Origin of the sequence: Alteromonas sp. ALT199 (assembly GCF_018619335.1) — a bacterium.
Classification (GTDB): Bacteria; Pseudomonadota; Gammaproteobacteria; order Enterobacterales; family Alteromonadaceae; genus Alteromonas.
In genome coordinates, this window is record NZ_JAHHDX010000059.1 from 23,469 (window position 1) to 43,232 (window position 19,764).

The following is a 19,764-nucleotide window of genomic DNA, read 5'->3' on the forward strand; positions in this document are numbered from 1 at the left end:
AATAGCAGTAAATTCAGTTGAAAAAACGGCAAGCGTTAAGCTTGCCGTTTTTGTTTCTAACAGAGTATTTGTTTTTCACTCACTGTTTTTGAGTAGTTACTCGGTTAACACATTTGGTTAAACCCACTTCAACTCAAGTAAGCTGTGTCAGAAAATAACTCAGTATCAGACTTAAAACATGCGATAAGGGTCGCCATACACTGGCGTAATGTTGAGCCTTGCCCAACTTTGTGTAGCGTCGATTACCTTGCCACTAGGCTCAGCTTCTGTATCAGAGAAGCGTGGGGCGTCTATCTCCATAGCGTTCGCAGCATCCACATAATAGATACCGCGCTTAGGGTGGGATAAGCTGCAAAGGTGCAAAACGTCGTTAATCGGCTTGTCACAAATGATGGTGGTTAACGCAGATACAATGTCGTGTACGTGCACAAGATTAATTCGTTTATTTCCGGCATCTAACTGCCTTCCACTTAACGAACGGGCAGGGTGACGGTCTGGGCCAACCAAGCCCGCTAAGCGAACAATACTGATATCGGCTTGGTCCCGTTTAGACAGCAAATAGTTCTCAATAGTCACATGGGCTTTCGCTGACGCGGTTTGCGGGTTTGTAGCACTTTCTTCAGTGAGGACGTTGTTCGTGGTATCGCCGTAAACCGATGTGGTACTGATAAAAACAATATGCGCGACGTTTGCGCTGAGCGCTGCATCAATAAGTTGCAGCATATTCTCGGTGAATGATTCGAGGTTAGTGTTTCTTCTACCAGGGGGAATATTCAGCAACAAAGTCGCGCTTTGCAGGTGGCTGCACAGTGCAGATGTATCGTCGCCTAGTGCATACTCAATTGCAGTAATACCCTGTTCTTTTAACGCAAGGCATTTATCTTTATTGCGTGTTGTACCAACAATATTTAACTTATCTAAAAGCGCGTTGCCTACATAGCCGGCTAACCATCCGTAACCGCTAATTACTACATTTTGAGTCATAGTTTGAATACCCTTTTGTTTAGAACTTCAGGTTACAATAATTAAGGGGCGCTTGTCGTTAAAGGTACGCCTGTCTTTAACTGTGTATCTCTAATTAACTGTAACGTCAGAAATCTGAAAGAGGTGCAATAACGAAATAAGGTGCGACCAGTATAAAAACAAAAAACCGACTGGTTTACAGTCGGTTTTCAAAGCTAAGCGGCATAGAAAGGTAAGTGTTTTCGTTTTGCGTGTTTAGTTCGCTAAATTGCTCAACTACATTTTCATTTCGTCGTCGTGGCCGCGTTGGTCCTGGTGATCCCTAAGATCAAGGTCCAATAGGTTTAAATCATCAAGCCCTGATATGGATGCCTGCATTTTACCTTCGGCATAGTCGGCTTTTTTCAGCACTTTACACAAAGCATCACCTTTCTCTTCTAGCGAAGCGGCTTGACTTTCTAGACGATATTCTAAATCTTCACCCCAGCGCTCCATCTTTTGTTCAAACTCTGACATGTCCCCGCCTTCCCACAGCATTTGCGTGCCTACCGCGATAAGAATTCTGCCCATAGATTCACTGATTAAAGACTCAATTTGCGTCTCGAATTCTTGCTCCCAGCTTTCGTCAAACCAACCCGGCTCGTCGAATTTCGTAGAATCGACGCGAATATTGCCCGCGTCATCATAAAATGAGGTGTTTAGTTTAGTCTCTAGTGAGTCGAACAATTCATTGAAGTCATCACCCATTTGGTCGCCGCCCAGTAGTTCAGTAAACACTTCTGTTACTGCTACGTTGGCAATTTGTAGGCCTTCACTGGCAATGGTAAGGGTCATAGGAATAGCAATATCAATATTATTGTAATATTCACTTACCCAGCGTTGCTGGTCGCTGTTTAGCGAAACCGATTCACCGTTAATGGTCATATTGTGGTGGGAGTCAATCGTCATCACTGAGCCATTGTCCATCTGTACCGTTAAATCACCTTGGTAGTATTGGATGTGACCATCAAGCTCCATATCGCAGCTGTTGTTTTGAAAACTTGTGTCATGCGCAAATACGTGACCACTCATTAAAGCACTGGTAACGGCAATTGAAAGTAAAAGTTTGTTAGACATTGTTCATTCCTTAATTTACGTGTTACGCATTAACCTTGGGGCACAGGGCATACTGCTATGCGTTATTCGTTGGTATGTCTTTAGTAGAGCAATGGTCTTGCCAATATTTAAATCCCATAATTTTCAGTTGGTTAGGGTTGTAAGGTGGTTTTTTGGTGCTTTGTTTAATTCACTATTTAGTCAATTTAATAACTAATTAGTAGTTTTGACTAAGATCAATTAAAACCAATAGCGATACATTTAAGCCCATCCAAGCATGGTTAAATCTTATTTATTGGTGCATAATACCGCCAATATTTTTAAGGGGTTATCACAATGGCTGATTGGATTAATGCAATTATGTTTGGTGTTGCGCTAATTGCCTTTACGCTAGGGCTAAGCAGCATCGTTATGGGCTTTATGACTGCTAAAGCAGGTGCTGAAGGTATGCAGGAAAAAGTCGAGTATGGTTTTTTTGGCGTTACTGGTTTAGTACTTTGCTTACTGATGGCCTACGCATTGGCTTAAGCGATAAGCATTATGAAAAAACCGGCTATTGCAGCCGGTTTTTTTTGTCTCGAAAAACGTCTAGTTCGTTTTATTCAACGTCGTTTTTGCGATTTGGTTTGAGCTTCTCGTGACCTTCTGAAGAAGTATTATCATTTTTTGTCATCAATACGGTGTTGAACAGAGGTCTCTTCGGATTTGTGTTTATGGGTGCTTACCTCGTGTTCAGAGGTATTTCTTTCGCGCTCAGGGCTACTCTTTTCGCGCTCAGGGCTACTCTTTTCGCGCTCAGGGATATTCTTTCCGCGCTCAAGGCTGCTTTCAAAAACGCTGTGTTCACGATGGGCAAGTAACGATAAATGCCCATCACGCTGAAAAGCGCGTAAGTCGAACAGGTCTAGCATGGCCATAACATGGTCAAAAATATCTGCCTGAACTTTCTCGTATTTAACCCAGTCTTTTTGAATACTAAAGCAGTAAATTTCTAAAGGTAAACCAAGTTCATTAGGCGGTAACTGCCTAACCATAAGGGTAAGTTCTTGGTTAATGTCTGGGTGTTTACGTATGTAAGCCTCTAAATAAGCCCTAAAGGTACCAATATTAGTAAGACGACGGTTGTTTAACAGATCCGATTCATCAATAGAATAATCTCTGTGATAGGCGCGAAGCTCGTTCTTCTTTTTCTCGACATACTCATTGATATAACGAATTTTGGAAAAGCGCTCTAGCATGTCGTTATCGCAAAGCTTGATAGAGTGCACGTCGATATAGATTGCGCGCTTTATTCTGCGACCACCAGACTCCTGCATGCCCCGCCAGTTTTTAACCGCTTCAGTGGTAAGGCTGTACGTGGGCAACGTCGAGATTGTCTTATCCCAGTTCTGAACTTTCACGTTGGTCAGACCTATCTCAAGTATTTCCCCATCTACTTCGTACTTAGGCATGGCAATCCAGTCGCCTGTATTAAACATGCGGTTGGCAGCAATTTGAATACCGGCAACAAAGCCTAAAATGGTGTCTCTGAATATTAATAGCAGCACAGCAGCAATAGCTGTTAAGCCCGACACGATAAGCAACGGGCTTCTATCTACAATTAACGAAATACTTAAGAGTATGGTAATGATGGCGAAGGCAAGTTTCGTTACTTGAATGAAGCCTGTAATAGGGGCGCGCCGAGAGAGGGCCGACGCATTGTAGACATCTTCTACCGTGCTTAGCATGGCATACAAAGCTAATAGCCCACTATATAGCATGTACAGTTGCGCACTCTTAATCATCATTCCGTGTATGACGGCTTCATCGTCAATGAGAACGGGGGTGGTAACGTAAATAAAGAGAGCCGGAAAGAGATGCATTAAGCGTCTAAAGAAGCCGTGTTCTTGTAGCGCGTTGTCCCACTTATTATTCGATTTATACACCCAGTTAGCAATTTGAGGGCGCACTAGCAGGCGTGCAACTACGTAGATAAGAGCTGCTACGAATATTATAGATCCTAGTGCAAGCAAATTATAAAGCGGATCTTCAGTGGTTAAATTTGGAAAAATGTCTTTTACCAAATGTATGAAGTGATCGCGTACTGAAGCACTGACTTCCATTATTTACGACTCCAACAGTTTCTTTATACGATTGTCTTTATTTTCCCATAGACCATTTAACCAGTTTTGGAAATAAAGACGAAACTCAGACTCAGTGCGTTCTGATTCTTGTTGTAGCTCTGGCACTGGGGTAACGTTCACGTCGATAACGATTTTTGTCATCTGGCCACTTAGCATCGCCATCATGGGGTGACGTTTATTTTCTGGGTAAAGTAACGAGATATCTAAAACGTTAGTAAACAACTCGCCCATAGCTGATAGAGCGAAGGAAACTCCGCCTGCTTTCGGTGGTAGTAGATTTTCGTACGGGCTTTGTTTAGACAAGTGCTTTTGGGTTGTAAAGCGCGTTCCCTCCACAAAGTTGATCACGGTAGTTGGAACCGTTCTAAACTTTTCACAATACGCTTTAGTGGTTTCTAGATCCTTGCCTTTTTTCTCTGGGTTCTTCTCTAGATATGCGCGGGTATATCTATGCATAAATGGCATGTCGAGAGCCCAAGCGCCTAACCCTACGAATGGCAACCATATCAGCTCTTTTTTAAGAAAAAACTTGGGCGCTGGAATGCGGTGTGTCGCAAATTCAATAAGCAGAATAATATCTAAATAACTCAGATGATTGGCGATAATTAGATACCAGCTATTTTTTGAAAGCTCACCGTGAACCGAACACTCAATATCAACCTTATTGAATAACCTTATTAAAAGCACACTAACACGTCCGAAATTAAACAATAGGGCATGCATAACCTTGTTCCATGCAGTTCTAATTTTACCGTTTGGTAATAGTAGCTTCACTAACCCAAGTAGAATTATTAGTCCGCCCCATAGAGCGAGGTTGAGAATTTGCAGCGTGGTGTGCAAAACAAAAATAAAAGGCGCAAGTACTACACGGATCATAATGGTTTCTGGGTTGCGTTAAGTGAATCTAAAAGCTGGTCTTTGGCGTGCCATTGATCATTTAGCCACGTTTGGAAACGAGCGCGAACTTGCGGGTCGTCAAAATAATTGTCGTTGAAAACACCCTTGTCCATAATTTCTTTAATTGGCATAACGTTAATGTTTACACGAATATCGCGCACTTTACCGCTTACAAAGTCCCAAAACGAGGGGACACCATTAGGGTAATCGATGGTTACATCAATAAGTTTATGAAGCTGGTCGCCCATAGCTGATAGTACAAACGCAATGCCGCCTGCTTTAGGTTTGAGCAGATGTTGAAAAGGTGAGTTCTGCCTATCGTGTTTCGCTTGGGTGAAACGAGTACCTTCTACAAAATTCATAATGCTTACAGGCTTGTTACGAAACTTTTCACACGCTTTACGCGTGGTTTCCATGTCCTTTCCTTTTAAGTGCGGATTTTTGGCCAAGAACGACTTTGAATGACGCTGCATAAATGGAAAGTCGAGCGCCCACCAAGCAAGACCTAAAATGGGCACGTAAATTAGCTCTTTTTTGAGGAAAAACTTTAAAAAAGGAATTTTTCTGTTGAATACACGTTGAAGAACTAAGATATCGACCCAAGATTGGTGGTTAGCTACAACTAAGTACCAATCTTTTTTAGTTAGTTTTTCAAGACCGGTAACTTGCCATTTTGTCCTGCCACTGATGCGCTGGTTTATATTATTAACTCCAATCCATGCGGTTGCGCAGGCATCTAGTAAATAAGAGATGAAGCGACGCCACGGAGCTATAGGGATTAATTTAAAAATCGCTAGTATGAATATAGGTGTTGACCACAAAACTGTGTTCAAGAAATAAACGATGACCGAAATAGTGCCAACAATATGATGCAACAGGGCTTTTACCATTGTACTTACCTCAAAAATTAGGCGCTTAGTGTAAACGAACTTGATCTAAAATCCGATAGAGCCTTTACTGAATCATCAATAAAGGTGCAAATTTACGAATTTAAGGAGCTGAAATGGAGCTTATTGGCGAAAATAGAGCATTCGGGGGACGGCATTTACGCTATACCCACAAAGCTGATACCACACAATGCGACATGACTTTCGCAATTTTCCTTCCCCCATTTGCCTCGAAAGATAAACCAGTGCCGGTATTATATTGGCTATCGGGCCTTACCTGTACCGATCAAAATTTCATGCAGAAAGCCGGCGCAATGAAGCTTGCAGCAGAATTGGGTATGGCCATTGTGGCACCTGATACTTCGCCTCGTGGTGAAGGTGTGGCCGATGATGAAGAAGGGGCTTACGACTTCGGTCTTGGGGCTGGATTCTATGTTGACGCAACGCAAGCGCCGTGGGATAAGCATTATAAAATGTATAGCTATATTGTTGAGGAGCTTCCCGCACTTATCGAAAGCGAATTTCCCGTGACCAAGGAGCGAGCTATTAGCGGCCATTCAATGGGCGGACACGGAGCACTTGTTATCGGTATGCGCAACCCAAACAAGTTTGTTTCGGTATCAGCTTTTAGCCCTATTTCGAATCCTTCAGATTGCCCATGGGGCGAGAAAGCACTCGGTCGATACTTAGGTGACGACAAAACGTCATGGATGGACTACGACGCATCTTTACTGTTAGCTAGCAAAACCCATAGTGTACCTTTGTTAGTAGAGCAGGGCACAAAAGATGAGTTCTTGCACGAGCAGTTGAAGCCACAATCACTGGTTCACGCTGCGCAACAATCAGACACACAACTTACGCTAAATATGCATGAAGGTTATGACCACAGTTATTTCTTCATTGCATCGTTTATCGAAGAGCATTTGGAGTTTCACGCAGGGCATATGGGATTAATTTAAGCGTGTTTATTTAAGCCGCGATCTCGTCCTAAAATATGCCCGTCTTAAAAAAAATTGACGGTTTTTCTAAGGCCAGTGACTAAGCTCACTGGCTTTTTTGTGTCGAACTAATTTAAAGGCTGTAGGTAGGCTACTTTAACTTTTGCGCTAGTGCGATAAATTCAGCAATCGCTACCGGGCGCTGATACAAATACCCTTGTCCGTAAGCGCATTGGTGATTTTGTAAAAACTGTTGCTGCTGTTGAGTCTCTATGCCTTCGGCGATAATTTTGATATTTAAATTATTCGCTAGCCCCAGAATAGCCTGCACAATGGCTTGGTCATCGGTGTTTTGCTCAAGCTCACTTACAAAAGAGCGGTCAATCTTAAGCTCATCTATAGGAAGCTTCTTCAGATACACTAGCGAGCTAAAACCTGTACCGAAATCGTCAATAGACACGGTAATTCCCATAGCCCTAAGCTCGTTGAGTAACACAGAAACTGTGTCTAAGCTATCAATGAATACGCTCTCTGTTAACTCTATAGAAAGGTTGGAGCCGGGAAGCTGATGATCTTCTAGCGCGTTTTTAATCTGATTGAGCAGCGTTAAATCGGATACTTGACGACCGGAAATATTGATAGCCAGTCTGATGTCTAGACTTGAAGCCTTTAACGCCTCAATGGCATAACAGGCTTCATTAATAAGCCACTCGCCAAAGGGAAAAATAAGCTCACTTTTCTCTGCTAACGGTATAAAAACTTCCGGCGATATAAACTTACCTTCCGGTGTTATCCATCGGGTTAGCGCCTCACACTTCACAATCTTACCCGAAGAAAGGTCAACAATAGGCTGTAAAAATAGTTTTAACTCATTATTTGCAATCGCTCGTCGAAGTTTCGATTCAAGTTCGTAAATAGCATTGTGCTGACTATGCAGATCGTCGCTGTAAACAAGTGAGATATTTCTGCCCTGATATTTAGCAGCCTGAAGCGCGATATCTGCACATTGGAGTAAGGTCTCTGCTGAAGAGCAATCTTGAGGAAAGCTTGCTTCACCAACATTAATACTGAGATTAGGCTCGCTACCATTAAGTACGGTGTAGGTCTGTGTAACTTTGTTTAAAAGCTGCTGTACATATTCACTGGCACTTACATCTTTAAAAGTATCTAGTCGTTTCACTAGTGCAAATTCGTTACTGCCTATTCGAGCAATAAATCCGCTGTTACCCACGAAGGCTTGTAGTCGTAAAGCAAAAGATTTTAGAATTTCATCCCCAGATTGATAACTCAGCGCTTCGTTTATCTTTTTGAAGTCACAGATATCAATAATGAACAGCTTAAAAGCGGTCTCTTCCTGTACTAACCGCCTTACCGTATCGGTGAACAAATTTCGGTTGGCAACTTTCGTTAATGAGTCCATGCCGCTAGCAGTAAGCACGCTTTCTTCTTTGTTGTGTATGTGCGTGATGTCAGTGAATAAATAAACCCAATGAGTGAGCTCGTCGCCATGAAGAACTGGGTGAATGGTTACCTGAAGCCAGACTTTATAATCGTCTACGGGTTGCCAGTATATTTCCCCCTGCCACGGCGCTTTCTTTTGTATCAAAGTAGGTAGAAAGGTAGACGGCGCATCAATGTCCTTTATCAACTCGCTGATACGAATAGAACTTGGCATAGTGCTATTACAAAGCAGAAGCCTATGAGAAGCTTTGTTGTCTAGAATTAAACCACCCTCGCTGTCTAAAATCACAACGCCTGTATCTAAATTATGAATAGCTTGTTGTATAGGCGGTACTAGCTTTTGGAGTCGGGTGTTTTTGCGCAGAACATTGTTTAATTTATGCCTAATATATTCGTGCTGCCCTACAATCTCATGGTGGCTTAGCAGCAATTCACGGGCTGCTTGGAGCGTCTGTTGTTTTTCATCAAATTGTTCTTCAACATTTTTAACCACAAGATAGCGAGAGCCGGCCCCACTATTTATCGCTAAAGCTTCAAGACGCAAAAGCTGATTTTCGTTTTTTTCGGTCCAAAAGCCTGAAGATAGGGTAAACGAAGTTTCTCCTTTCCACACCTCATCAGCATCGAAAAAGAAATCATCTAAAAAGATAGATGGGATATGTTTCTTTTGCAGTTTATTGTTTTCGTCAAGTGCAACAACGTTCGATAGCCATGAAAGTTCCGGTGTTAAACACGTAATATCGTTCTCAGAATTGCACTTAAACAACGCGCAGTTAGTTATACCCAACGCATTTAATAAATGGATATCCATGGCACTCTCCTACCAAAACGCAATTGTACTGAATAAGTTTTCTACATTTTCGCCGGTTTTCGCACTTGTTTTGGTAAGTGAAGAAAATCTCTGAGCGTAAGTAATCAGTTCTTCCTACTCCAATGCCAGCTAGTAGGTAGGTCGGTTTTATTCACTACGAAAAAGGCGGGAATGTCAGGGTAGTGCTCTTGAGCAAGATCAAGAATTTCGATACCCTCAAGCAAAGATTGAGAGCGAGTCTGATCAACTACAATAATATAGGCACTGGCTCCGCGAAGGTAGCGGGGATTAAAACCGCAGTATCTATCGATACCCTCTAAATCCCAAAGAAGAAGTTGAACACCTCGTCCGTCTTTATTAACTTGTTTTTTGTCGATTTTTACGCCAATAGTCGTCTTGTACTTTTCGGAAAAAATACCTTCAACAAACTGCTTAACTAGGCTTGTTTTACCAACACCAGTAGGCCCTAGAATACAAACTTTTTTCTGTATCACCGCAAAGCTTCCTTTCTATTGCTCACTGGATATTAAAACATTTAACATAACTGAACGTCCCATTGATGCCTTCTGCAATGGTAACTCTCCTAAGCTTACGGGTATAAGAATATCATTTGCAACGCCAAGTGATATTAATGAATTCACAACATTCTCTGCTCGTTTTTGGCTTAAAGCACGATTGCGTGCGCTGGAGCCTGAATTGTCACTGGCGCCCATCACAATAATACTAACAACAGTGCTTGTCTTATCTGCATGGGTTAATAATTGCTTGATGTCATTTGCCAGCGTTTCTAATTTTGCTAACTGTACTTCAGAAAGCGCTTCTTGGTTAGTAGCAAAAAGTACATTTTGTGAAGAAACCTTATCAACGAGTCGATTTAGCGCCGCTTTTTGAAGTACTGCATCATCAACATCATATGCCGGTTTTACTTTAAGAGTAGTAGTGTCCACAGCAACTGTCGAGATACCTGGGATTGCACTTATTTGCTGGGTAAGGTCTATGGCGGTTGTGTTAAAAACAACTCCTGATATCAGGAATGTGCGGTTTTCCTTTTTTTCTATAGTTATGCTTTCAAGCTCGTTAAGTGGGTATTCGGCAACGAGCGTTTCAAGTTTTCGCTCTACTACGCTTGGTTTTAAGGAAACAAAAGGCTCTTCAATTACCGTAACCTTTTCTGCATCGATTCCATTGTCGCTAAACCATTGTTCAATGCTGGTGGAAACAGGGTCGCGCAGTACTTTTGTATGTACAATGCCATTTGAGATATAGGTATCGGTGACAATTATACCAGGGGGAGGCGTAAGCTCGTGTAGATCGCTTTTTAAAATGCTTAGGGATAGTCGCATAAATGACAATATCGCTAACGCTACAAAAATTACTAAAAGCACGGCAGCGCCTATTAAACGTTTCGACTTTTTGCCTTCACCTTCTTTTCTTTCACTGACTAAGCAATCCGCAAGGATAGTTTCGCATCCGTCAAAAGGGGCATTGTCTCCCTCATAATTGACTAAAGGTTGTTGGTAAAATTGATGAAAATCTTCCAAAGCCTGCTGAAGTTTACCGCGAACCTCAGGAGGAATACTTCCCGTTACCGCTGCGACTAGTAATGCTTGAGGGCCAATTTTAATCAGTAGCGTGAAATCTTCAGTTTTAATCTCGCCTAGCTCGTTATCAGTCTCGGTAGCGGTGACGCCAAACGCATCTGCAACAAAATCATTGATGGCCACTAGCATTGAGGAAATGAGATCCGCATCTTTTTCTTTATCAGGATCTGAGGAGATACTGTGAAGCAAGGTACCGGTTTCTCGATGAATGACTAGCAGTTGTTGAACTTGATACTGGTAAATTTGCGAAGCGACATATTCAGAGTATTTAACGCCAGACTGCCAGGCTTTAAAGCGCCACGAGATACTTTTGGGGCTAAAGCTATTTTCAATTAACGCATTGGTTCGCTCAACAAACTCCACAAGAAATGAAGAAACGGCCTTTCTTACTAGCGTACCGACTAACGGATAAAGTGTGCCTACAATCTTTTCGCTGTTAGCTTCAATAGAGCGGTGCAGAGATTTTTCGACAAGGGGGACAAGAACTTTATTAACCGAGCCATCTTTTGTTTCCCGTTCAAATAACGCTTCAGAAACAACATTGCTCACAAAGCCCTTTGCGTCACGATCAAGTTTCTGTTGAACGAACTTGTCATCTCGTCCAATAAGTAGCTCTCTGACTTTTTCAAGAGAGTTGTCCGGCAATTCAGACGACGGCACCTTGTCACTCATTAATTAATGATCGGTAGCGAGGTTGGTTGCCATAGTTGAAAGTAAGTTTGCCAGTGTTTTCCTGTCAGTTTTACTCTCTGAAAGCTCGCTGGTTACCTGCTGAAGCTTTTCCAACAACTCTTGATGACGCTTGCTAAATAAGTTGTCGAGTGATTCCAGTTCTTTAACCACGTGAGCTTCAAGTGTGTCATTGTCGTTTTTCGCGGCAGTCTCGGCGATCTCTAGTTCACTTTGTAACTTGTCCGTAGTGTGCTGCAGCTGCTCTTGTACGTTACTATTATTGTTATTCGCACTAGCTAGCTGATTCGATAATTCAGTGATCTGTTGATCGATAAGTTTACGTATATCGTTGAATTGACTATCAAGATGCGTGTTTAATTTAGTAAAGCTGTCGTTCACACGTGACTCAAGAGCTGATAAGTCCGCTCGGAAAGCACGGTTTGTTTGACCGAACAATATTTCTCTAAGTTGAGCAAGTTCGTCAGCTGGTTGAGGAGCGCTTTGCGTTTCGTTAACGTCTTGTGCTTGTTGATCCTTCGGCTTCTTGTCCGCCATAAAATGTCTCCGGAAGGTGCAGTTCTTTTGCTTTTAATAGCGAGTAGTCTGCGGTCACATTTTTATTTGTGCTAATAATTACGGTTATTACTTTATACAATAGCCGCTAATCGCTAACTTTGAAATACGCTAAAAGCATAATAGTGGTAAATACCTATGTAAAAAACTCAAATTTTTTCAGCGGGTTGTTAATAATTTAACAGTGCAAGGATACTTCAAGCACTATTAAGTGAGGCTGATAGGCAGACCTTCGAATCTAATGAAAAGTTAAGGCGTTAATTAGTAGGGTTTTATAGACAGCGCTAACTCTATATCTAATTGGTGCGGCAAACGCAAAACATTAAATACATGCTCGTTTTCATCGAAAGTCACATTATTTCTTTTGCAGAATTCCTGTAGCCATGAATACAGAAGCGTCTAGAACGAAATTTTATCAGTAGGCGAGGAGTAACTACCGAAGCTATAAATATGAAATTGAATGATCTAATTCACCCTAGATTAAATAAAAATAATAAAGGGATAAAGGATTGTTGTAGTGGAAAATCATTGTTGCGAAGATTGTGTGCAAAAAAACATAGCTATAATAGGAGCGGGGCCAACGACGCTTTATTTTCTTTGCGAATTATTGGATAAAAATGTCTTTCCGCAGTCCGTAGTGATATTTGAAAAACATGCTGAGCCCGGAAAAGGGACGCCATTTAGAAATGAAAATGCTAGCCCCAATTTACTTTCCAATTTAAAAGAGAATGAAATCCCAAAGCTTAACGTCTCTTTTTCCGCTTGGCTCCATGAAATATATAGTGAAAACAAGGTTCCAACGACCCTAAAGACTTTTCTTTCGCGCGCTGACTATTCTGAGGGTTCAGCAAACAAGGTTATTCCAAGAGGAGTATTAGGAGAGTATTTAAGCTTTTGCTTTAATCGAGCGATTCAGAGCCTAAAACAAACAGGTTTAGACGTTACCGTAAAACTTCATTCTGAAGTCAAATCCATTGTTTTAGATAACCAACAGTTTACCGTTGATACGAACAAAGAACGGTGTTCAGGTTTCGATCGTGTTGTGGTCAACATGGGCGGCGATCTATGTGCCAAAGACAAACTTGATGATGCGCTTTGGGCTTACCCCCCAAAGCAATATACACATGAAGATGCCAGCGAATTTAACATTGACGGAATGTCATTGACGGCAATTGACGCCGCTTTATCTATTGCGAGAACTAAAGGGAAGTTCTACGACACTGCGAGTGGGCTTGAATATCGAAGTAAACACGACTTCCAAGTAGTAATGCGTTCACGTTCGGGAGTGTTTCCGAAAGTTTGGTATAACAGTGATGCTGTTGCTGACTACAAAAAAATATTAAATGCAGACTGTGCAATCGATGTTAGTAATGTGGAAAGTTTCTTTCGCCACAAGTTATTGCCCCTTTTTAAGCAAAGCATGCCGAAAATTTATCATCAGATAAAAAACATGTCTTTCGCTGAAAGCCTTACTTTTCTCAATCAGCGCAATGGACAAAGCCATCCTATTTTAAAGCTTAAGGCTGAATTGCTTTCTTTAGCTGATGAAAGTCGTCAGTCGGATTGGCCCGCTGTTATTGCTGCGGGTATCGATTACATTCAGCAATCGCCCCTGTTACTTAAGGATTTTCTTACTCAGCATCAAGATATAAAGTCGCAGCTATCGGCGAGTTTCGCTTCAATTCCACTAGAGAGCGCAAATCGGATCATTGCATTGTATGACAGCAAAGTACTCACTTTCGAACAGACTGAAGATGCAAAGTTAGAGGAAGATGATAACGCAGAGGGCATAAAAATTAACGCTAAAGGTATAATCGAATGTGAAGACAAACTAGCAAAACTTAAGGGCTTGTTAACCTTCAGCGGAAAAACCTACGAAAGAGAGGCGTTCATAAACGGTGATGAGTGGTCGGTTACTGAAAATCACGAGTTATTGATAAATGGCAAGTCTACCCAACTTTATGTGGGATCTGCTTTCGTGACACCTTGGTATATTAATATTCCTGGTTTAGGAACATGCGCAGATTTTGGAAAGCAAATCGCTCATCATTGTGTCCAAACCGACGCATACGAAGAAGCTGTAGGTGAATAATGTTACTCTTTGCCTGCGTTCTCTTTATGCTTTTCAGCGCCATAGAAATAATCATATTTCACTACTGGGGATTAAGAACAATCACTCAGTTTTCAAAACGCTTTTCTTCTCATTTCAAGATGAGTGTATCGGTAGTAGTGTGCCTCTTTCTCATTCACCTTGTCGAGATTGCCTGGTATACCTTGATGACATATTTCGCCTATGAAGTATGGGGTGTCAATGGATTTCAAGGTGATGTTAGTTTATCCATAGATGATTACGTTCATATTGCGGCAAGTAGTTTTACGACGTTAGGAAGTTTGACCCATACACCGCACAGTGAGCTGGCAATTATTATCGATTCAATCTCCCTTGTTGGTTTTATGATGCTGACTTGGTCAGCAACCTATTACTACAACATTTTTTCTAACTCTGAGCTTCGTGAAAAATAAAATATGCCAAAGCCATGTTTATAATCTTGGCCGCTTTTGTTTTGGCACATAGCTAGGTAGAATGCGCATCGCCTAATTTTATGGCGCATTTTTAACCACGTTTTACAGATAAGAAAAGGTAACGCAGTGCTAATCACCCCCTTTAACCGCCGTTTCTCTGTCGCTCCAATGCTGGATTGGACAGACAGACATTGTCGCTACTTTTTACGATTAATGTCTAAGCACACGCTGCTTTACACTGAAATGGTCACTACAGGCGCGATTATTTACGGAAAAGGCGATTACCTTGGTTATAACCAAGAAGAACATCCAATTGCTGTTCAGCTAGGTGGCAGCGACCCGTCTGACATGGCTAAGTGTGCTGAGTTATCACAAGCGCGTGGTTACGATGAAGTAAACATAAACGTAGGCTGCCCGAGTGATAGAGTGAAAAACGGTAGCTTTGGCGCCTGTTTAATGGCGCAACCCGAAGTGGTGGCAAGCTGCGTCAAAGCTATGCAAGCTGCTGTAGATATTCCTGTAACTGTAAAATGCCGCATTGGTATTGACGATATGGATGAAGATGAAGATTTTGCTCGCTTTATCGATATAGTGGCAGCCGCTGGGTGTGATACCTTTATTGTTCATGCAAGAAAAGCATGGCTACAAGGTCTAAGCCCAAAAGAAAACCGTGAAGTTCCTCCGTTAAATTACCCTAGGGTTCACAGACTAAAACAAGCGCGCCCTGAGTTATCGATTAGCATTAATGGTGGTATTAAAACACTTGCTGAAACCCAGCAACAGCTAGAGAGCGTTGACGGTGTTATGGTAGGGCGTGAGGTTTACGCAAACCCGTATATTATGTCTACCGTTGATAAAGATATATACGGTGATGCTAATGCACAAAGCCTGTCACGTCGTGAGATAGTACTGCAAATGCAGCAGTACATTGAGCGCCAAGACGACCCGTATTTCAAACCTTGGCATGCAGCTCGCCACATTCTGGGCCTTTATCAAGGGCAAGCGGGTGGTCGAATTTGGCGAAGATACTTAAGCCAAAACGGTACAGGTAAAAATCCAGATCCTAATTTACTTTTAAACGCACTCGACGCTGTCGAGAGCACGCAAAAAGAAGTGGCTGAGTACAATAGTCAAAAAGACTAACGATTTAGTATTTTTGACCAAAGTTTAATAATTGTTCAATTTCATCTAAAGCTCGCATTTTGGCGAGCTTTTCTTTAAATTTATATAAATCAGCTGCTTAATATAATATTAAGGAGTTGGCACACCTCTCGCAATCCTCTAAGTATCGCAACGACAACGTGTTGTTGCACTGACTAAATTTAGAGGGATATTATGAAAACTTCACTAATCGCAGTAACTTTACTGACAGCAAGCATGACAAGCGGCGTAGCAAATGCAGAAGAGTCAGTGCTTCAAACGTTTTTGACAAATGTGGTTTCGAATGCTGTCACTACAACGACACAAGAAATACGCTCTGATGTATACCAAGCAGTAGCCAATGCCACCTACCATTTTGAATTGAGCCCGCAAGAACTTCGTGGAAGCGGTAAGGTAAGTGTTACTGATTTAGTTGTCGCTGAAAAAGCGCAGAGCGATGAAGAAGACGCCGAGTAATTCCTAAACAGCATTGATAAAAGCGCCTACGGGCGCTTTTTTCATGCCTATTTAACAACCAAGTGCCGAGGTAAAACTAAAACCTAAAAGCATAATTCGGAAGTGGTCAAATTAACAATAGGGTTGGTTAAATGCGCTAATTAATCGTATCCGCTCTTAAAATGAACAAGCTGTTTTCAAATTAATTTTTAATAAATTTATTATTATCAATAGCTTAAATAAATGGCATGGTCATTGTAATACTAAAAGTGTTGAGGAGAACTCAGTCAGCGGTAACCAGCAGTGTGGACTAAAAAATAAATGCTGGAAACCACAACACAATTTTTAACGGAGAAAGAATCATGGGTATGTTTTCACGCATTAACGATATTGTTCAAGCAAACATCAACGCTATGTTAGACAAAGCTGAAGATCCTGAAAAAATCATTCGTTTGATTATTCAAGAAATGGAAGAAACCCTGGTTGAAGTTCGCACCGACGCAGCGCGCTTTATTGCTCAGCAGAAAACCCTGACGCGTCATATCGCAGCCGCAAATAAAGAAGTGGAAGGTTGGCAGCACAAAGCGCAAATCGCAATGAACAACGACAAAGAGTCATTGGCAAAAGCGGCACTAATTGAGAAGCAAAAATACGTTGCAAAACTTGCCTCTTTCGAAGAGCAAGAATCACAACTTGCCGAGAGTATCGAAAAGATTCAAGGCGATACCGCACGTTTGAACAGTAAGTTGGCCGAAGCCAAAGCTAAGCAAAAAACCTTAGTTCAACGCAAAAACTCAGCGCAAACACGTTTGAAAGTGAAGCAAGCTGACCACGAAGGTAAAATTGATGATGCCATGATGCGTTTTGAAAGCTACGAGCAGCGTATTGATCATCTTGAGGCGCAAGTGGATGCGTATGACTTAACAAAGTCTAATGAAGCAACATCATTACAAGCCGAATTCGATGCAATGGAAGCAGACGAAGCGATTGAAAATGAACTGGCAGAGCTTAAGAAGAAAAAGGTCGCTTAAGCGACCTTAGGTGCCGCCAATCTATATTGTAGATATCGAAAGTAAACATTTTTGGAGAAGATGATGAAAGTACCATCACAAAAACGAATTTATAGAGACCTTGATTCTGGAATTATTTCAGGTGTATGTGCAGGCGTTGCACGTTATTTTGATATCGATGCAGTATGGGTAAGAGCGGCAGCAGTAGCGGGATTGTTCATAGCAACCCCCATCACGCTAGTGGCTTACGTGGCTGCCGTTATACTACTACCGAGGTTAGTGTAATGAAAAACTTTCTGATTGCACTGGTTATCGCCATTGTACTGGTTAATTGCTTGGGAAGCCTTGTAGATAGCTGGTTAGGTATGCATCTTGTAATGTCTGACGAACTGCTTAGCCCTTGGGAGAACGTGGCTGTGCTTTCGCTAATTGGAGTTGCACTTGCCATAGTGGGCTTTGTTGTTGCTATAAGCGTTGTGGGCACAATTTTATTAGCGTTGGGTGCTGGTTTCTTAGCGTTACTTGTTCTGGGCGTTAGTGCTTTTTGGCCAATTATCCTTATCGCTATTGCACTATATGCGCTGAAAAATCGCAACTCTGCTGCTTATAAGCAGCAAAATGATACAAACATGCATCATACTTTATAATTAACATAATTAATTTTATATTGTGTTAACGTAGTAAAAGGTGGTGTTATGTTGATAACCGTCATAAAGGTTTCGCATTTTTCACATAATATTAGTTGTTTCAAATAGCTGACCACCGTCGGCTATTTGTTATTTAAAAGGAAGGTTGGTGTTTATATGAGACAATCTATTAACTCAAAACGGATAGCGATTGTCGCTGTGGTGGTCTTTTTACTTTTCTGGTTAATCGGGTGGTATTGGAGTTTATCTCCAGACACATTTGGTGTCAGAAAGCGCTTAGAGCAGAATTCACCCGTTGAGAACCCGACTAGTATAGCGGGTTACACACTAACTACTACCATGATTGACGTATCAGAAACTTTGTTAGATAAGCCTGGTGGCTATCTTTCAAATGATGTCATTCCACCCAGTGTCTTTTTAGATAATATGCCAGCTTGGGAGTTTGGAGCATTAGAGATGGTGCGAGACCTTGCGCTTTCTATGCGCAAAGACTTCAGCCGCTCACAGTCTCAATCAATTGAAAACCCATACCTGACAAAAGCTCACCCTAAATTCAATATGGATCATAAGAGCTGGACATTACCATCGTCTGAATCGAGCTATTCTGATGGTATTGAACTGCTTAAAAAATACCGAGACGAGTTGGCAAACACCCGTAACTCAGAGAGTCAGTTTTACACCCGCGCAGATAATTTGCGCGAATGGTTGAAACAAGTTGAAAAACGGTTAGGCAGCTATTCACAAAGATTAAGTGCCAGCGTAGGATCTGCTAGAGTTAATACAGATTTAGCTGGTGATGCTAACGCGAAGCAATCGACTCCTAGTTCAAACCAACGTGTTGTTCAGACAAGCTGGTGGAAATTAGACGATAATTTCTATGAAGCACGTGGTGCTACATGGGCTTTACTGCATTTTTTAAAAGCCGTAGAAATTGAGTTTAACGATGTGTTAGAAGATAAGAACGCATTAGTGAGTCTCCAGCAAATTATTCGCGAACTGGAAGCGACACAACAGTCTGTATTCAGTCCGATGATTTTAAACGGCAGCGGCTTTGGTATGTTAGCTAATCACTCTCTAGTTATGGCTAACTATATTTCTCGAGCAAACGCTGCTTTAATTGAAATATCAGAACTTCTTAATCAAGGATAATTAATGAAAAAGGGTCTTATAGCTGCCGCATTGGGATGCGCATTATTTTCAGTTTCATCTCAAGCAGACACTATTGCAGGCGTTTACGTTGGAGCTCACGTTTGGCAAACCGACACGCAAGGCGGTTTTGCAGATAGCAACAACACTGCTGATTTCAACTTTGACGATGAAACCAATACGGCGTTATATATTGCCTTTGAACACCCAGTGCCTTTCTTACCGAATGTGAAGATAAATCACACTACATTAGATAATTCGGGTACTACCACGCTGGATTCAACCTTTACCTTCGATGGTGAACTCTTTGCGCAAAGCACGACCGTTAATACCGATGTTGAACTTGATGCAACTGATTTTATCTTGTACTACGAGTTATTTGACAACGACTTGGTAAGCTTTGACCTTGGTATAAATGCAAAATACATCGACGGTGCACTATTTGTTGTCGATACTGCAAGTGACACTAGTGGCTCTGCTGAATTTTCTGGCATTGTACCAATGGCATATTCAAAAGTTCAGCTAGGTCTCCCGTTTACGGGGCTATCAGCGTATTTCGAAGGCAGTTATTTATCGTTCGATGACCACGAGCTAAGTGATTATCAAGCCGCTATTCAATATTCGTTTATTGAAAGTTTAGCGGTCGATATGACGCTTCAAGTAGGTTACAGAAACGTAACGGTTGATATTGAAGACCTTGATGACGTTTACGCTGACATGGAATTTGATGGTGTGTTCGCAGGCTTAGAGCTCCACTTCTAAGCGTTAACTTTATGTTTTTAAAGGCGTGACTGCTTATGCAGTTCACGCCTTTTTTACTT

General features: G+C 41.7%; 19 protein-coding genes and 1 pseudogene. 11 read left to right on the forward strand and 9 right to left on the reverse strand.

Annotated elements, in window-relative coordinates:
* Positions 1-171 precede the first annotated feature (171 nt).
* On the reverse strand, positions 172-984 hold the full coding sequence (locus KL866_RS06385; protein WP_214994105.1) for an NAD-dependent epimerase/dehydratase family protein: 813 nt from the start codon (positions 982-984) through the stop codon (positions 172-174).
* Between the two features lie 255 nt (positions 985-1,239).
* Positions 1,240-2,079 carry a DUF2884 family protein gene (locus KL866_RS06390; protein WP_025254014.1) on the reverse strand — a complete coding sequence of 280 codons (840 nt, stop codon included), beginning with the start codon at positions 2,077-2,079 and terminating at the stop codon, positions 1,240-1,242.
* Between the two features lie 315 nt (positions 2,080-2,394).
* Between KL866_RS06390 and KL866_RS06395 the strand changes: the two genes are divergently transcribed.
* Positions 2,395-2,586 (forward strand): hypothetical protein, encoded by a 192-nt coding sequence (locus tag KL866_RS06395; RefSeq protein ID WP_025254015.1) that lies wholly within the window; start codon positions 2,395-2,397, stop codon positions 2,584-2,586.
* A gap of 131 nt (positions 2,587-2,717) precedes the next feature.
* Here the strand turns inward: KL866_RS06395 and KL866_RS06400 are convergent, their stop codons facing one another.
* Genes KL866_RS06400 through KL866_RS06410 form a run of 3 tightly spaced genes read right to left on the reverse strand, consistent with a single transcriptional unit; the run spans position 2,718 to position 5,968 of the window.
* The gene (locus KL866_RS06400) at positions 2,718-4,160 is read right to left on the reverse strand and encodes a mechanosensitive ion channel family protein (RefSeq protein WP_251139881.1); all 1,443 of its coding nucleotides are present in this window, start codon (positions 4,158-4,160) and stop codon (positions 2,718-2,720) included.
* Between the two features lie 3 nt (positions 4,161-4,163).
* Entirely contained in the window at positions 4,164-5,057 is an 894-nt protein-coding gene (locus KL866_RS06405; protein WP_025254017.1) for an acyltransferase, read from the reverse strand.
* On the reverse strand, positions 5,054-5,968 hold the full coding sequence (locus KL866_RS06410; protein WP_214994107.1) for an acyltransferase: 915 nt from the start codon (positions 5,966-5,968) through the stop codon (positions 5,054-5,056). Before KL866_RS06410 ends, KL866_RS06405 begins: the two co-directional genes overlap by 4 nt.
* Positions 5,969-6,081: 113 nt before the next feature.
* Here KL866_RS06410 and fghA point away from each other — a divergent pair, with 113 nt between their 5' ends.
* A complete protein-coding gene (gene fghA, locus KL866_RS06415) occupies positions 6,082-6,924 on the forward strand; it encodes an S-formylglutathione hydrolase (RefSeq protein WP_025254019.1) in 843 nt (280 codons plus the stop codon).
* Positions 6,925-7,054: 130 nt separating this feature from the next.
* Here the strand turns inward: fghA and KL866_RS06420 are convergent, their stop codons facing one another.
* The 4 genes and pseudogenes from KL866_RS06420 to KL866_RS06435 form a co-directional block, all read right to left on the reverse strand.
* Positions 7,055-9,175: an EAL domain-containing protein gene (locus KL866_RS06420; protein WP_214994109.1), complete on the reverse strand. Its 2,121-nt coding sequence runs from the start codon at positions 9,173-9,175 to the stop codon at positions 7,055-7,057.
* A 9-nt stretch (positions 9,176-9,184) separates the two neighbouring features.
* Positions 9,185-9,669, reverse strand: a pseudogene (locus tag KL866_RS06425) (Rab family GTPase).
* Between the two features lie 15 nt (positions 9,670-9,684).
* A complete protein-coding gene (locus KL866_RS06430) occupies positions 9,685-11,448 on the reverse strand; it encodes an OmpA family protein (RefSeq protein WP_214994110.1) in 1,764 nt (587 codons plus the stop codon).
* Between the two features lie 3 nt (positions 11,449-11,451).
* Positions 11,452-12,003: a hypothetical protein gene (locus KL866_RS06435; RefSeq protein ID WP_025254023.1), complete on the reverse strand. Its 552-nt coding sequence runs from the start codon at positions 12,001-12,003 to the stop codon at positions 11,452-11,454.
* A gap of 562 nt (positions 12,004-12,565) precedes the next feature.
* On the opposite strand from KL866_RS06435, the gene KL866_RS06440 reads away from it, so the two are divergent.
* From KL866_RS06440 to KL866_RS06480, 9 genes are all read left to right on the forward strand, one after another.
* Positions 12,566-14,113: an FAD/NAD(P)-binding protein gene (locus tag KL866_RS06440; protein WP_214994112.1), complete on the forward strand. Its 1,548-nt coding sequence runs from the start codon at positions 12,566-12,568 to the stop codon at positions 14,111-14,113.
* A gap of 185 nt (positions 14,114-14,298) precedes the next feature.
* Positions 14,299-14,544, forward strand: a complete 246-nt coding sequence (locus KL866_RS06445) for a hypothetical protein (protein ID WP_025254025.1) — start codon at positions 14,299-14,301, stop codon at positions 14,542-14,544.
* Between the two features lie 126 nt (positions 14,545-14,670).
* Positions 14,671-15,687, forward strand: coding sequence for a tRNA dihydrouridine(20/20a) synthase DusA (gene dusA / locus KL866_RS06450; protein ID WP_081765808.1), 1,017 nt, complete (start codon positions 14,671-14,673; stop codon positions 15,685-15,687).
* Between the two features lie 192 nt (positions 15,688-15,879).
* The gene (locus tag KL866_RS06455; RefSeq protein WP_025254027.1) at positions 15,880-16,161 is read left to right on the forward strand and encodes a hypothetical protein; all 282 of its coding nucleotides are present in this window, start codon (positions 15,880-15,882) and stop codon (positions 16,159-16,161) included.
* Positions 16,162-16,502: 341 nt separating this feature from the next.
* Positions 16,503-17,171, forward strand: coding sequence for a phage shock protein PspA (gene pspA, locus KL866_RS06460; RefSeq protein WP_025254028.1), 669 nt, complete (start codon positions 16,503-16,505; stop codon positions 17,169-17,171).
* A gap of 63 nt (positions 17,172-17,234) precedes the next feature.
* Positions 17,235-17,435: a PspC domain-containing protein gene (locus KL866_RS06465; protein WP_025254029.1), complete on the forward strand. Its 201-nt coding sequence runs from the start codon at positions 17,235-17,237 to the stop codon at positions 17,433-17,435.
* Entirely contained in the window at positions 17,435-17,797 is a 363-nt protein-coding gene (locus tag KL866_RS06470) for a hypothetical protein (protein WP_025254030.1), read from the forward strand. The genes KL866_RS06465 and KL866_RS06470 overlap by 1 nt, the downstream gene beginning before the upstream one ends.
* 156 nt (positions 17,798-17,953) lie before the next feature.
* A complete protein-coding gene (locus KL866_RS06475) occupies positions 17,954-18,946 on the forward strand; it encodes a DUF2333 family protein (RefSeq protein WP_214994114.1) in 993 nt (330 codons plus the stop codon).
* A gap of 3 nt (positions 18,947-18,949) precedes the next feature.
* Positions 18,950-19,705: a TIGR04219 family outer membrane beta-barrel protein gene (locus KL866_RS06480; RefSeq protein WP_025254032.1), complete on the forward strand. Its 756-nt coding sequence runs from the start codon at positions 18,950-18,952 to the stop codon at positions 19,703-19,705.
* The last annotated feature ends 59 nt before the right edge of the window (positions 19,706-19,764 follow it).

Excerpts from the sequence above, each read along its gene's own strand:
- KL866_RS06465 (WP_025254029.1), top strand. The coding sequence starts at position 17,235 with ATGAAAGTACCATCACAAAAACGAATTTATAGAGACCTTGATTCTGGA.
- fghA (WP_025254019.1), top strand. The coding sequence starts at position 6,082 with ATGGAGCTTATTGGCGAAAATAGAGCATTCGGGGGACGGCATTTACGC.
- KL866_RS06385 (WP_214994105.1), bottom strand. The coding sequence starts at position 984 with ATGACTCAAAATGTAGTAATTAGCGGTTACGGATGGTTAGCCGGCTAT.
- KL866_RS06410 (WP_214994107.1), bottom strand. The coding sequence starts at position 5,968 with ATGGTAAAAGCCCTGTTGCATCATATTGTTGGCACTATTTCGGTCATC.
- KL866_RS06400 (WP_251139881.1), bottom strand. The coding sequence starts at position 4,160 with ATGGAAGTCAGTGCTTCAGTACGCGATCACTTCATACATTTGGTAAAA.
- KL866_RS06395 (WP_025254015.1), top strand. The coding sequence starts at position 2,395 with ATGGCTGATTGGATTAATGCAATTATGTTTGGTGTTGCGCTAATTGCC.
- pspA (WP_025254028.1), top strand. The coding sequence starts at position 16,503 with ATGGGTATGTTTTCACGCATTAACGATATTGTTCAAGCAAACATCAAC.
- KL866_RS06435 (WP_025254023.1), bottom strand. The coding sequence starts at position 12,003 with ATGGCGGACAAGAAGCCGAAGGATCAACAAGCACAAGACGTTAACGAA.
- KL866_RS06420 (WP_214994109.1), bottom strand. The coding sequence starts at position 9,175 with ATGGATATCCATTTATTAAATGCGTTGGGTATAACTAACTGCGCGTTG.
- KL866_RS06445 (WP_025254025.1), top strand. The coding sequence starts at position 14,299 with ATGACATATTTCGCCTATGAAGTATGGGGTGTCAATGGATTTCAAGGT.
- KL866_RS06405 (WP_025254017.1), bottom strand. The coding sequence starts at position 5,057 with ATGATCCGTGTAGTACTTGCGCCTTTTATTTTTGTTTTGCACACCACG.
- KL866_RS06455 (WP_025254027.1), top strand. The coding sequence starts at position 15,880 with ATGAAAACTTCACTAATCGCAGTAACTTTACTGACAGCAAGCATGACA.
- KL866_RS06470 (WP_025254030.1), top strand. The coding sequence starts at position 17,435 with ATGAAAAACTTTCTGATTGCACTGGTTATCGCCATTGTACTGGTTAAT.
- KL866_RS06430 (WP_214994110.1), bottom strand. The coding sequence starts at position 11,448 with ATGAGTGACAAGGTGCCGTCGTCTGAATTGCCGGACAACTCTCTTGAA.
- KL866_RS06480 (WP_025254032.1), top strand. The coding sequence starts at position 18,950 with ATGAAAAAGGGTCTTATAGCTGCCGCATTGGGATGCGCATTATTTTCA.
- KL866_RS06390 (WP_025254014.1), bottom strand. The coding sequence starts at position 2,079 with ATGTCTAACAAACTTTTACTTTCAATTGCCGTTACCAGTGCTTTAATG.
- KL866_RS06475 (WP_214994114.1), top strand. The coding sequence starts at position 17,954 with ATGAGACAATCTATTAACTCAAAACGGATAGCGATTGTCGCTGTGGTG.